General features: G+C 67.6%; 10 protein-coding genes. 3 read left to right on the forward strand and 7 right to left on the reverse strand.

The annotated features are described in order from the left end of the window. Positions 1–222: 222 nt before the first annotated feature. The 3 genes from ACWCP8_RS22365 to ACWCP8_RS22375 form a co-directional block, all read right to left on the reverse strand. Positions 223–534 (reverse strand): hypothetical protein, encoded by a 312-nt coding sequence (locus ACWCP8_RS22365; protein ID WP_451117679.1) that lies wholly within the window; start codon positions 532–534, stop codon positions 223–225. Between the two features lie 110 nt (positions 535–644). Continuing rightward, the gene (gene acnA / locus ACWCP8_RS22370) at positions 645–3359 is read right to left on the reverse strand and encodes an aconitate hydratase AcnA (RefSeq protein ID WP_451117681.1); all 2715 of its coding nucleotides are present in this window, start codon (positions 3357–3359) and stop codon (positions 645–647) included. Between the two features lie 427 nt (positions 3360–3786). Continuing rightward, a complete protein-coding gene (locus ACWCP8_RS22375) occupies positions 3787–4662 on the reverse strand; it encodes a COG4705 family protein (RefSeq protein WP_451117683.1) in 876 nt (291 codons plus the stop codon). Positions 4663–5186: 524 nt separating this feature from the next. On the opposite strand from ACWCP8_RS22375, the gene ACWCP8_RS22380 reads away from it, so the two are divergent. From ACWCP8_RS22380 to ACWCP8_RS22390, 3 genes are all read left to right on the forward strand, one after another. Continuing rightward, complete coding sequence (locus ACWCP8_RS22380; RefSeq protein WP_352269187.1) at positions 5187–6716, forward strand: helix-turn-helix domain-containing protein; 1530 nt, start codon at positions 5187–5189, stop codon at positions 6714–6716. Between the two features lie 536 nt (positions 6717–7252). Beyond that, positions 7253–7558 carry an IS3 family transposase gene (locus ACWCP8_RS22385; RefSeq protein WP_451117686.1) on the forward strand — a complete coding sequence of 102 codons (306 nt, stop codon included), beginning with the start codon at positions 7253–7255 and terminating at the stop codon, positions 7556–7558. A 436-nt stretch (positions 7559–7994) separates the two neighbouring features. Continuing rightward, complete coding sequence (locus ACWCP8_RS22390; RefSeq protein WP_451117888.1) at positions 7995–8909, forward strand: transposase family protein; 915 nt, start codon at positions 7995–7997, stop codon at positions 8907–8909. Positions 8910–8980: 71 nt separating this feature from the next. On the opposite strand, the gene ACWCP8_RS22395 is transcribed toward ACWCP8_RS22390, so the two are convergent. The 4 genes from ACWCP8_RS22395 to ACWCP8_RS22410 form a co-directional block, all read right to left on the reverse strand. Then, positions 8981–10258 carry an ATP-grasp domain-containing protein gene (locus ACWCP8_RS22395; RefSeq protein WP_451117688.1) on the reverse strand — a complete coding sequence of 426 codons (1278 nt, stop codon included), beginning with the start codon at positions 10256–10258 and terminating at the stop codon, positions 8981–8983. Between the two features lie 413 nt (positions 10259–10671). Then, on the reverse strand, positions 10672–11187 hold the full coding sequence (locus ACWCP8_RS22400) for a flavodoxin family protein (RefSeq protein ID WP_425900979.1): 516 nt from the start codon (positions 11185–11187) through the stop codon (positions 10672–10674). Between the two features lie 230 nt (positions 11188–11417). Next, a complete protein-coding gene (locus tag ACWCP8_RS22405) occupies positions 11418–12317 on the reverse strand; it encodes an aminoacyl--tRNA ligase-related protein (RefSeq protein ID WP_451117690.1) in 900 nt (299 codons plus the stop codon). Between the two features lie 4 nt (positions 12318–12321). Beyond that, on the reverse strand, positions 12322–13482 hold the full coding sequence (locus ACWCP8_RS22410) for an acyl-CoA dehydrogenase family protein (protein WP_425900981.1): 1161 nt from the start codon (positions 13480–13482) through the stop codon (positions 12322–12324). Between the last annotated feature and the right edge of the window lie 20 nt (positions 13483–13502).

The following is a 13502-nucleotide window of genomic DNA, read 5'->3' on the forward strand; positions in this document are numbered from 1 at the left end:
CGAGGAGTTCGACGTCACGGCCGCCGCCGAACGCTCGATGGCCTTCGAAGCCCTCGACCAGCTCGCCATGGAACACCTCCTCGGCGTCCGCTGAGCCTGCAGGGGCCAGGGTCCGCCCACGGGCGAGCCCTGGCCCCTGCCCTGCCACGCCCGGGTGCGGATCCGTCGGGATCCGCACCCGGGCGCGTCTTGTGTCCGGGCCAGCGCAGTCGGCTCCCGCGCTCAGCCGTTGGCGTCGAGCAGCGGTTCCGCCATCGCCCGGGCCGACAGCGCAGGATGCGCGTCGGGCTCGCGGGTGCCGGGCCGTTCAGGAGGCGCAGCCGGCCACGCGGCGTGCTGCTGACGGCTGCCGCCGCGCAGCAGGGCGAAGACGACGGCGCACAGGACGGGGCGGGCCACCGCGAGGCCCCGGAGCACGGTGTGGAAGGCGGAGTAGTAGGCCTGGCTCAGGAAGTCGAGGAGCCCCTGCCGGTCGGTGGCACCGGACACCTCGGCGGCGCGGGCGAGATCGCCGCCCGCCGCCTGACTTGTCACCCGGGCCGCGTGACCGGCACCGGCTTCCGCGCCGATGCCGTCGCACCCCTGGCACGCCGAAGGGCCGCACCCCCGGCGGGGGTGCGGCCCTTCGCGACGTACCGGACTGCTTACTTGCGGATCAGGCTGCGGAGCACGTACTGCATGATGCCGCCGTTGCGGTAGTAGTCCGCCTCACCGGGGGTGTCGATGCGGACGACCGCGTCGAACTCCACACCGGTGTCGGTGGAGACCTTCACCGTGCGCGGCGTCGTGCCGTTGTTCAGCTCGGTCACGCCGGTGAAGGAGAAGGTCTCCTCGCCGGTGAGTCCGAGGGCCTCGGCGGTCGCGCCCTCCGGGAACTGGAGCGGGAGAACGCCCATGCCGATGAGGTTCGAGCGGTGGATGCGCTCGTACGACTCGGCGATGACGGCCTTGACGCCGAGGAGCGCGGTGCCCTTGGCTGCCCAGTCGCGGGACGAGCCGGAGCCGTACTCCTTGCCCGCCAGGATGACCAGCGGGGTGCCGGCGGCCTGGTAGTTCTGCGAGGCGTCGTAGATGAACGACACCGGCGCGTCGGCCTGGGTGAAGTCGCGGGTGAAACCACCCTCGGTGCCCGGGGCGATCTGGTTGCGCAGGCGGATGTTCGCGAAGGTGCCGCGAATCATGACCTCGTGGTTGCCGCGGCGCGAGCCGTACGAGTTGAAGTCGCGGCGCTCGACGCCGTGCTCCGTCAGGTACTTGCCGGCCGGGGTGTCGGCCTTGATCGCACCGGCCGGGGAGATGTGGTCGGTGGTGACCGAGTCGCCCAGCTTGGCGAGCACACGCGCACCGGCGATGTCGGCGACCGGGGTCGTCTCCATCGTCATGCCCTCGAAGTACGGGGGCTTCCGTACGTAGGTGGACTGCGGGTCCCACTCGAAGGTGTTGCCGGTCGGGATCGACAGCGCCTGCCACTGGGCGTCGCCTGCGAAGACGTCCTTGTAGGACTTGTTGAACATGTCCTCGCCGATGGAGTTGGCGACGACGTCGTTGACCTCGGCCTCGGAGGGCCAGATGTCCGCGAGGTAGACCGGCTTGCCGTCCTGGTCGATACCCAGGGCGTCCTTGGTGATGTCGACCTTCATCGAACCGGCGATGGCGTACGCGACGACCAGCGGCGGGGACGCCAGGTAGTTCATCTTGACGTCGGGGTTGATCCGGCCCTCGAAGTTACGGTTGCCGGAGAGCACCGAGGTCACGGCCAGGTCGTGCTCGTTGACCGCCTTGGAGACCTCCTCCGGCAGCGGGCCGGAGTTACCGATGCAGGTGGTGCAGCCGTAGCCGACGAGGTTGAAGCCGACCTTGTCGAGGTACGGGGTCAGGCCCGCCTTGTCGAAGTAGTCGGTGACGACCTTGGAGCCCGGGGCGAGGGTGGTCTTGACCCACGGCTTGCGGGTCAGGCCCTTCTCGACCGCCTTCTTGGCCACGAGCGCCGCGGCGACCATGACGTACGGGTTCGAGGTGTTGGTGCAGGAGGTGATCGCGGCGACGGTGACGGCACCGTGGTCGATCTCGTACGTCGTCCCGTCGGGGGCCGTGACCGTGGTCGGACGCGACGGCACGCCGTTGGCGGAGGCCGGGGCGTCGGAGGCCGGGAAGGACTCCTTGCCCGACTCCTCGTCCTCGGAGACGTAGTTGCGGACGTCCTGCGCGAACTGCTCCTTGGCGTTGGCCAGGACGATGCGGTCCTGCGGACGCTTCGGGCCGGCGATGGAGGGGACGACCGTGGCGAGGTCGAGCTCCAGCTTCTCGGAGAAGTCCGGCTCGGCGGCCGGGTCCAGCCAGAGGCCCTGCTCCTTGGCGTACGCCTCGACGAGCGCGACCTGCTGCTCGTCACGGCCGGTCAGACGCAGGTACTTCAGCGTCTCGTCGTCGATCGGGAAGATCGCGGCGGTGGAGCCGAACTCCGGCGACATGTTGCCGATGGTGGCGCGGTTCGCGAGCGAGGTGGCGGAGACGCCCTCACCGTAGAACTCGACGAACTTGCCGACGACGCCGTGCTTGCGGAGCATCTCCGTGATGGTCAGCACGAGGTCGGTGGCGGTGGTGCCGGGCTTCAGCTCACCGGTCAGCTTGAAGCCCACGACGCGCGGGATGAGCATGGAGACCGGCTGGCCGAGCATCGCGGCCTCGGCCTCGATGCCGCCGACGCCCCAGCCCAGCACGCCGAGGCCGTTGACCATGGTGGTGTGCGAGTCGGTGCCGACGAGGGTGTCGGGGTACGCCTGGCCGTTACGGACCATGACCGTACGGGCCAGGTGCTCGATGTTGACCTGGTGGACGATGCCGGTGCCCGGGGGGACGACCTTGAACTCGTCGAAGGCGGTCTGGCCCCAGCGCAGGAACTGGTAGCGCTCCTTGTTGCGGCCGTACTCCAGCTCGACGTTCTGCGCGAACGCGTCGTTGGTGCCGAACTTGTCCGCGATGACGGAGTGGTCGATGACCAGCTCGGCCGGCGCGAGGGGGTTGATCTTCGCCGGGTCGCCGCCGAGCTCCTTCACGGCCTCACGCATGGTGGCGAGGTCCACGACACACGGGACGCCGGTGAAGTCCTGCATGATCACGCGGGCCGGCGTGAACTGGATCTCCTGGCTGGGCTGGGCCTGGGAGTCCCAGCCACCCAGTGCCCGGATGTGGTCGGCGGTGATGTTCGCGCCGTCCTCGGTGCGGAGCAGGTTCTCCAGCAGCACCTTCAGGCTGTAAGGGAGGCGCGCGGAGCCCTCGACCTTGTCCAGCCTGAAGATCTCGTACGACTCGTCGCCCACGCGCAGCGTGCTGCGGGCGTCGAAGCTGTTCGCCGACACGACAGTCTCCTTCATCAATGTGCGCGTACCACCGCGCCGCGCCTCATTACGGCGGGCGCCGCGTGGTGCCGCCTACGGCTTCTCGACCATCCGCTAAGGTAAGGCTTAGTTAGGTAACCCTTACCGTTCGGCGGCTGCGGTGCGCCTTCGGCAGATATCTCGATGTCGAGATAACCCTAGTACATCGCCGCTGAACGGTCATGTCCGGCTGCCCGTGCAGCACCGTCGGCCTCATGCGATCGAGGCGCCTCCCCCGAGGCCCCGGCCTCTCGGCCTTCTTGGCGCTGCCGGGCCGAGGGCCGGAACCGCCTTCCAAGGCCACGACCCCGCCCAGCACCGACTGCGTGCACATGAAGATCGTCGGCGAAGATCAGCGGCGACACAGGCGGACCGACGAGCGGTCGCCCGCGCCGACCCCCGATGGCGCTCAGGAATTCTCGGCCAGGACCTCGTTGCGCGGCACGGCGTTCCTCCGCTCCTGCACGTGGGCATAGCTCACGAGGCCGACGAGAAGTGTGAGGAGCGCGATCGACGAACCCGCCGTACCGAGGTCGAGGCCCCCCTTGGCGGCCGGCTTGGTGAGGAAGTCGCCGGCGGTGGCGCCGAGGGGGCGAGTGAGCACGAACGCGATCCAGAACAGCAGGACGTTCGGCACGATTGGCACCCACATGAGTGCCAGGAGCCCCGCGAGCAGCCCGGTGACGAGAAGTGCGCCACCCGCATAGCCGAGCCCCGAGCTGTCGGACAGGAAATCGCCCATGGATGTGCCGAGCGTGTTCGACACGAGGATCGCCGACCAGAAAAGGGCCTCCGCGCGGAAAGTGACGATGTCGCGGATGACGAACGTCAGTCCGGTGAACTTCCAGATGGCGAAGATGGCAATCAAAAGCGAGACCAGGATCGCGGCTCCCGTGGGGTATCCCAGCCCCAGGCCCTGCGGCCCCCAGCCCAGCGACTTGGAACCGCCGGAAAGGTACTTGGCGCTGGCGTCACGGTTCATGAAGTCGGACATCGTGGTGCCCGCCATGCTGGTGGACAGGATGACGGTCCAGTAGAAGAAGGGGTTGTAGCGCGTGGACCTCAGCTGTACGACCAGCGTGACGACGAAGATCAGGAACAGTGCGACCGTGGTGAGGAAATAGCCGAGCCCCAGGGTCTGGGCGAACAGGTCACCGGCCGTCTCACCGAGCGTCGTCGCGGCGATCTTCATGATCCAGAAGGCCAGGGTGACCTCCGGCAGTTTCTTCATCACATTTTTACTGATGGTGACGTTCGCGTCGGTAAGGAATTCCGACTTTTCCAATTTCAATCACTCCTCGTCGGCTGATCGGCGTCCCGCTCTCCCGGAGTGAGCACCTTGTACGTGGCGGGCGACCGGACATCACAGTGTTGCGGACACGAGACATTCCTCTACGTCGGTGGCGTCGCGTGTTCACGGGTGTTTCTTGCTTCTCGGTACACGGAAAGCGAGGCGCGCCGTTTTCGGTGAATTCGACGACGCGGTAGCGGTCTTCGCTTTCGGCGTCACGAGCGCCGACCGCGTGCGTACCTGGCAGCGCGGCGATACGAAGGCTCCGCCGCTTGACGGAGACCCCGCAGCCCGAACACCCGCATGGACGCGCACGACATGCCTGACTGCCGCACTGCGCGGACGATGGGAAGGGTGGCGCAGCCGTGCTGGGCGCCTCCGCCGGGTCACCGCGCCCCGCAGCCCCTATCACTCCGTCCCCGCACCAGCCCCACGCCCGCCGCCGTGTCGCCCCGTCCGTCACCCGAACACCACAGCCCCATCGGGTCCTCATCTCATATCTGAGATAACCTGGCGCCATGTCAGACGACTACCTCGCACGCATCGGCAAGCTCATACGTGACGCCCGTCAGCACCGGGGCTGGACGCAGAGCCAACTTGCCGAAGCGCTCGGCACCAGCCAGAGCGCCGTCAACCGCATCGAGCGGGGCAATCAGAACATCAGCCTTGAGATGATTGCCCGTATCGGTGAAGCACTCGACAGTGAGATCGTGTCGCTCGGCTATGCCGGACCGATGCACCTGCGGGTGGTCGGCGGGCGCCGGCTCTCCGGTTCGATCGACGTCAAGACCAGCAAGAACGCGTGCGTGGCACTGCTCTGCGGCTCGCTGCTCAACAAGGGGCGTACGGTCCTGCGCCGCGTCGCCCGGATCGAGGAGGTCTACCGCCTCCTCGAAGTTCTGAACTCCATAGGTGTGCGGACCCGGTGGATCAACGACGGGACCGACCTGGAGATAGTCCCGCCGGCCCAGCTCGACATGGCCGCCATCGACGCGGACGCCGCCCGCCGCACCCGGTCCATCATCATGTTCCTCGGCCCGCTGCTGCACCGCATGGACCAGTTCACGCTGCCGTACGCGGGCGGCTGCGACCTCGGCACCCGGACCATCGAGCCGCACATGATCGCGCTGCGCCGGTTCGGCCTGGAGATCGCCGCGACCGAGGGCCTCTACCACGCCCAGATCGACCACTCGGTCACCCCCGACCGCCCCATCGTGCTGACCGAGCGCGGCGACACGGTGACGGAGAACGCACTGCTGGCGGCCGCCCGTCACAACGGCACGACCGTCATCCGTAACGCGTCGTCCAACTACATGGTCCAGGACCTGTGCTTCTTCCTGGAGGCGCTGGGCATACGCATCGACGGCATCGGTACGACGACGCTGACCGTGCACGGTGTGGCGAACATAGACGTGGATGTCGACTACTCCCCCTCCGAGGACCCGGTCGAGGCGATGAGTCTGCTCGCCGCCGCCGTGGTGACGGAGTCCGAGCTGACGATCCGCCGGGTGCCGATCGAGTTCCTGGAGATCGAGCTCGCGGTGCTGGAGGAGATGGGCGTCGACTGCGACCGCACGACGGAGTACGCGGCGGACAACGGCCGCACCCGACTGGTCGATCTGACGGTCCGGCCCTCCAAGCTGGAGGCCCCGATCGACAAGATCCACCCGATGCCGTTCCCCGGTCTCAACATCGACAACGTGCCGTTCTTCGCGGCCATCGCCGCCTCAGCGCACGGCAAGACCCTCATACACGACTGGGTCTACGACAACCGCGCCATCTATCTGACGGACCTCAACCGACTGGGCGGCCGGCTCCAGCTCCTCGACCCGCACCGGGTCCTGGTGGAGGGTCCGACCCGCTGGCGCGCGGCCGAGATGATATGCCCGCCGGCGCTGCGACCCGCCGTGGTCGTGCTGCTCGCGATGATGGCCGCCGAGGGGACCTCCGTACTGCGCAACGTGTACGTGATCAACCGCGGTTACGAGGAACTGGCGGAGCGCCTCAACTCGGTGGGCGCGCAGATCGAGATCTTCCGCGACATCTGACCGGCGTGTTCCCGTGCCCCTTGGGGGCACGGGACACGACACCTCAACATGCCAACTGACCTGCGGATACCTACCTTCACAGCCCTCCACTGATCACTGTTGTTTTTCAGCACCTTGTGCAACGCACGTGCAAGATGATCTTGAATGGCTGACGGTACGTCAGGAAAGTCTGAGTATCCGTCAGCTTTCACGGAGGGTTGTCGCCGAGGTGGCCTCGGAACGTCCGATGTCGGTCGTGTCACGCCGACCGCGTCTGGTCGACGAGGTGAACCGCCATCTGCCCGACGTATCCGGCCTCGCGACGCAGCCTGGGATCCGGCCGCGCATCCGAGTCCTCCGGCTGACCACCTCGCCACGCAGAAGAGGACCCTTACCACGCGTATGGTCCTCCGTCGTAGACGGGCGCCGTGACGGGCTGAGCCTGCGCCCACCTGGTGGGAGCACCCGCCGTGACGTCGGGGCCAGCGGGGGGCCGCCCTACGATGAGCAGCGTGACAAGTCTCCGCGCCCCAGGCTCTGGCCCTCAGCACATAGCCGTGGGGACCGCCGAGGCCGACCGACACCACCCGCCTGATGTATTCCGCCGACATGGCCGCCTTCACTGCCTGGTGCACGAGCGTCGGTCGGCGGCCGCTGCCCGCTCCGCAGCTGCGTCTTCGCCATCCGAGCCCCGAGCGAACCTGGCGCTCTTCGAGTACGTCGACGGGTTCGACAACAGCCGGCGCATCCAGAAACGGCTCGGCTACCTCGGCCCGATCAAATTCGAGGAGCAGTACTACGCTGACCGGGCGACGGCCGAACAAGCGAACCTAAGCATCCAGCAACCCGCCCTGACCAGCTGATCAGCACCTCCCGAACACAGGGGGAATCTCAGAGGTCCGAGACCACAGGACGTGGGAAGGCATCATGACCGGTGGCGGCAGGCCCGAGCTCACCGCACTTCAGGCTCCGCCCACTGGCAATGGTCGTGCTGTGCGATGCATTAGATGGGGCGCACCTCCTCGATCGCTGGCGGGACACCCTTACGCACGAATGAGCCCCGCGCCTCCTCGGTGAAGGAACGGAGTTCTTCGGTGGGCAATCGGCCCCGCCAAGCGGGCAGAGGGGAGCGCGCTGATGCCGCGCGAGAGGACGGTGCTACCGCTTACCGGCGCCCACACCGTGGACACCATCGGCGACCAGGTCGATATCTCGGTCCGCGCCATGCATAACGAGCTGGTGCGTGATTGCGGGTGAGGTGTTCTTGCTGGTGGGTGGCATGATCCGGATGTGGCGATCATGCTCAGTGGGACGGTTCTTGCGCATCAGGTGTTCACGGGGGTCTCTCGTGGGCATCTCGCCTCTCTGGTTGAGGAGTTGGCTGGTCCGTGGCAGGCCGTGGTCGAGGGGCGTCGTCACGAAGCTCGTGGCGGGGCCAGGAAGCGCGAGGCCGGAGCCGGTGTCCGGCATCGGCTGGTGTTCGTCGACCGGCTCGTGGCCACGTTGATTCACTTGCGGCACGATTTGCCGCATGCGGCGTTGGGGCTGTTGTTCGGCGTCGACCGCTCCACCATCACCCGTGCGATCGGCGAGATACGAGGGCTGCTGGCCGAGCGGGGATGCGCGGTCCCCGACCGGCCCGGCCTGCGGCTGCGGACCCTGGCGGATGTGTTCGCATACGCCCAGGCCGAAGGTGTTGAGCTGCGGTTGGACGCCACCGAAGTCCAGGTCCGCCGGCCCCCGGCCGGCCGGGGTGGGCGCCGTGCGTTCGTGTCAGGCAAGAAGAAACAGAACACGATGAAAGCCACCGTCGTCGCCGACCATCAAGGCCGCACGCTCTGGACCGACGCCCTGCGACCAGGGCGGATGCATGACGCGACCGCCGCACGCAACGAAGGCATCAGTACCTGTTTCCAGCACTTTCGCGACGCGGCGGTCCTCCTGGACGACGGCTACCTCGGGCTCCGTCGCGATCATCCCGGCCAAGCGGTGACTCCGCCCAGGAAGGGAAACAAGATCAGCCCGCCCGAGGTCCTCGAAGCCCGCCTACGAGCCCGACACCGGCACTCCTCAAAGCGCATTACCGTCGAACACGCCCTCGCCGATCACAAACGCTGGAAGCAACTGGTCCGCTGGACCCACCGCCGGGAGAACCTGCCCTCCACCTACCGGGCCATCGCCGGCCTCGTCTCCGACCGCAACACCACCGGCTGACACAAACCCCCAGCTCAGGCCACCACGTCTCCAACGCAATCACGCACCAGCTCGTTAGGTTCGCGGTGTTCTCACGGGGCGGCCGTGCCGGCGAACGGGTTCAGCTCTTCGTCGACCTCGCCGAGAATGTCGCCCAGCGTCGAGCGGACCTGCGCCGCTCGATCGACCGGCTCGGTGGTGATCGTGATGTGGGCGGCCGCCGCAGCGGCAAGCCGCTCGGCGGTCGCAGCGTCCCCGGCATACGCCATGACGTAGCCGCAACGGTCCTCCGACCAGCGCAGTTCGTGTACGGTGTCGCCGATCTCCAGCGGGACGGAAACCTGGAAGGCACCCTCGGCCGCCCTGGCGTCGTCGACACCGGTCACTGCGGTGACCCGACCGGGTTCGGCGACGAGGAACCGGATGGCTGCCGCGCCCTCGGCCGGATAGGGACCCGAAAGCGGCTCGTCCCGCTCGGCCAGCAAGTAGGTGGTCTCCTCCAGGTCGATGCCGTGGACGAGTCGCACCAGGTCGTTGATGTTATCGCCGCCACAGCGGCTGTGCGACTCGATCACCCGGGGACCGCCAGCGGTGAGGATCACCTCGGTGTGGGAGGGGCCGTCCACGAGGCCGACCGCGTCCAGGAGGGACGTCACGAGCTCTCGTACGGACTCCTGCTCTTCCCCGGTGATCGGCGCGGGCACCACGTGGCCGAGCTCCACCACACCCCCGCCGGTGTCCTTGCCGGTGATCGCGACGATCGTGTGACGGCCTCCCACCGAGAAGCTCTCCACGCTCAGCTCCCGGCCGATCAGGAGCTGTTCGACCATGAAGTCACGGACGCCGAACTCCTCATGCCAGGCCCATGCCCCGTCGACTTCGGCGACCGATTCGATCTTGCGAACGCCGAGGCTGCCCGAACCCATCGTCGGCTTGAGCACGGCCCCACCGTGTTCCTTGACGAACTCACGCAGTTCCTCGTGGCCGGGTGCGGTGAGGGTGGGAACCGGTCCGATGCCCTGCGTGTTGAGCAGGGCGCGCAGCGCGGGCTTGTCGTGCAGGAGACGGTTCGTGCGGGCGTTGTTGCCGGGCAGCCCGAGGGTGTCGGCGAGGTGGCCGGCCACTACCTGTGCGGCCTCCGTCTGGGTGAATACGCGGGCGAAGGGACGCTGTTCGTGCAGTGCGCGCACGAGCGCGGTGACGGTCGGCACGTCCTGGTAGTCCACCAACAGGACCTGGGCGCAGTGCGGCACGACCTCCGGGTCGAAGGCGGACGGCTTCTGGACGTGCACCACCTCGTAGCCGAGAGCGGCGGCCTTGCGCACGATGACGGCCTTGCCACCGAGCACGAGAATGCGGATTGCGGTCATGGGGTTCACCTCTGGGTGTTTCGTCGCGAGTGCGGGGGCGGGGATCGCGGCATCGTGCGGTTCCCGCCGGGTGTCGGCAGCGGCTTCCGGGTGCGCCTCTGAAGGCGCAACGACCTCAGCGGAGGAGCTCCGGAAGGAGATGGGCAGCCGCATGGGCGCAAGGCGCGCCGGTAGCCCCCGTGGATACCCTCGGCTTGGGACGAGGGGGAAGGACAGGGCTCCTACGGAGCGGGGCAGGCTGGTCCGCTCACGTGCGGAACAGCGTTGCCGGTGGCAGTGGGTCGGTCGGTCTCGTGTGGCTCTCCGCGTCGGGTCCACCCGCCGGAACGGCGGACAGCGCCGGTGGGACGCCCGGTCGTACGCCGGTCGTCCTCGCTCGTTCCCCACGAGCGAAACGGCCTTGATCCGCGCGGTCAGGGCGACTCGGGTACGCAGGCGAAGAAGGACTCCGCATGACGCCGGGCATCCGGGTCGGCCAGGTGTCCGTTGCTTCGAGCCCGGTGGAGGAGGGCGCCTCCCCAGGTCATGTCCAGATAGCGGGCGGTGCGCTGCAGCATGCCCACCAGAGGTTCCGCGTCCTGGGCCCCTCCGCGGGCGAACGTGCTGACCGCCCACAGCGTCTTTCCGCGCATCCGATCCCGGAAGTGGAGATCCGGACGCATCATCCACGTAGCCCAGTGGTCGAGGTACAGCTTGGTCTGTGCGGAAACGCTGTACCAGTAGAGCGGGGACACCATCACGATGTCGGAATGCTCCAACGTCGCCTTGAGGCAGGCTTCTTCGTCCCCCTCGGCTCCGGCTGTGGCCTCTCCCGAAAAGCGAAGCCCGCTCAGCTGGTGCCAACTGCACTCGGCCCCCGCAGGAAGGCCCTCGGCCGCACGGCGCGCCAGCGACTCGGTGACGCCTCCCTCACGCGCACTGCCGAGCATGAAGGCGAAGCTCCTCGCGCGGTCTTCGCCAAGCGATGGATCCGCGCCGCTCAGCACTCTCCTCGCTGGATTCGCTGCCAGAACCGAACTCGGCATCAATCTCTTCCTGTCAATCTGCTGTGGACGTCAACTGGATGACGGTCACTCCGGCAGCGGATGATTCCCCTGGTGGACGAGAGCTCGACACCGATTCCACCAGGGGCTTCCGCGTGGGGACCACGTCTTGCGGGCTATCCGGCCGGATGTGCGACCACAGGGTGGGTCAATTCCGCGGGCCAGTGGCGACTGTCGGCACCGTGCTTGTGGAGAACCGCCAGCGCGATCCTCTCCAGCCCGAAGGCGACACACGAAGTGTGCGCCTCGCCATCGGCCATCCGGAATTCGAACTCGGCCGAGAAGTGGTCCTTGTGGCAGTTGCACGAGACCACAGCCTGGCTGAGGCCGTCCGCCACCTCCACTACGAGTTCCCACTTCAGCTGCTCTTCGCGCTGCATCATGCCCATCATGCGCCCCGCGGCGCCGAAGAAGGGATCGTTGGCCGGCACCACGTTGACCACCAGCCCCAGCGTGCGCAGCCACTCGGCCGCGCGCTCGATCCAGGCGTCACGCCAGCAGAGTACGGACTCGGGCTTGTCGACCCGAATGAGTTCATGCATCCGGAAGGAGCGCATCCTGCCGGGCTCGGACGTGCGCTCGTGGCGGTAGCAGTGCCCGGTGAGGTCGAAAACAGCGGGTTCGGTGAACTCCGCCTTGGTCAGCTGCGGATACAGGTGATAGCAAGCGGCCGGGAGCAGAGCGACGTCGCTGAGTTCGTGCCGCCGCGTCCAGGGCTCACCGTTGCGCAGCGCCGCCGCCAGTTCGCGCCACTCCTGATCGTCGCCCTCGTAGGTGTGCACGGTGCCCAGCAGGTGCGGGAACGTTTCGACGTAGCCGAGCCGCTGGAGCAGCTCCCTGGAGATCACCGGGGGCACACCGATCCGCGTCGGGGCGTCCCCGGCCGCGAGTCGCGCTATGGATGCCTGCAGTGCATCGATCAGCGTTTCGAAAATGGCGCCGGATGTCACCAGACCCGGCAGGCCGGTGTCCGCGAGGACCGTCCCGTTCGAGGGAACGGTCGCAGCTCGAGTCACGAAGTTATCCATAACGCCTCATCAGCATCGCAGTTGCATTGGTTTCTTGCAGTCGGGTATTGGAGATCATCAATCTGGCCGAGTACAGGTCGCGGAGCATTCGTGCCACCGAGAGCTCTCCGCGTTCCTGGTAACCCGGCATGCCGCAGATTTCGAGCGCGGTCTCGACGATCTTCACCGTCTCGGTCGAGGCGGCCAGCTTCAAGCTGTTCACCTCGATGGCGAAGTCGGTGGCCACGGCGTCCGTGTTCGTTTTGTTCAGGCGCTCGTAACCGCGTATCACGTTCTGCAGCAGGCCGTTCAGAGAATCGAGCCGCTGCCCGATGGAGGTGAGCCGCAGATCGGCGACGGAACCGGTCTTCCCCTGCCGGCCGGCGTGACGGATGCGGCGGGTGGCCCGCCGAGTGGCTTCTTCCGCGATTCCGATCCAGGCGGCGCTCCACAGAATGTGCGAGAGCGGCACCATCGTGTGTGCCGCCACTTCCGCGAAAGGCGTGGCGAGCACCTGCGAGGAAGGGACGTCCACGAGGATGCGACAGCCGGGGCTGCGCGTACCGCGCATGCCCATGACGTCCCATTCGCCGACGTTCTGCAGTTCCACCTGCTCCTTGGACGCCAGCACGAGCACCTGGTCGCCAGGGGCGGCGCCCTCGTTCCGTCGTGCGGTGAGGAGGAAGGCGTCCGCCATCCGCCCGTAGGAGATGGTGGGCGCTTCCTTGGTGAGGGTGACTCGATCTCCCCGGGTGACGCACGGGACGCGGCTCTCTCGAAGATTGCCACCCACCCCGAGCTCCGAGGTGACCGAGGCGATCAGCCCGCCCGCGGCGACCGTCGAGGTGAAGAGTTCCTCCGTGGCGGTCTCGGCGGGGCCGAGGTGCCGTGCGACACAGGCCACCTGCACCTGGTGCATGGTCCAGATCATCGCGGTCGATCCGCAGGAACGACCCAGGATGCGGGCGATGTCCGCCAGGGTGGCGGTGTCGAGGCCCGGCCCGCCCAGCCGCGCGGGAAGCGCGGCCTCGAGCAGACCGGCACGGGCGAGGGCCGCTACGGATGCCTCTGGGAAGACCGCGTTCTTGTCGACCTGGTCGGCATTCTCGGCGAGGGTACGGGCGGCCGTTGCGGCAGCGGCGATCGCCCGCTCCCGTGCCGGCCGTTCTGTCATCTGAAGTGTCATCTTCCGGC

This window comes from Streptomyces sp. NPDC002206, from assembly GCF_053593595.1.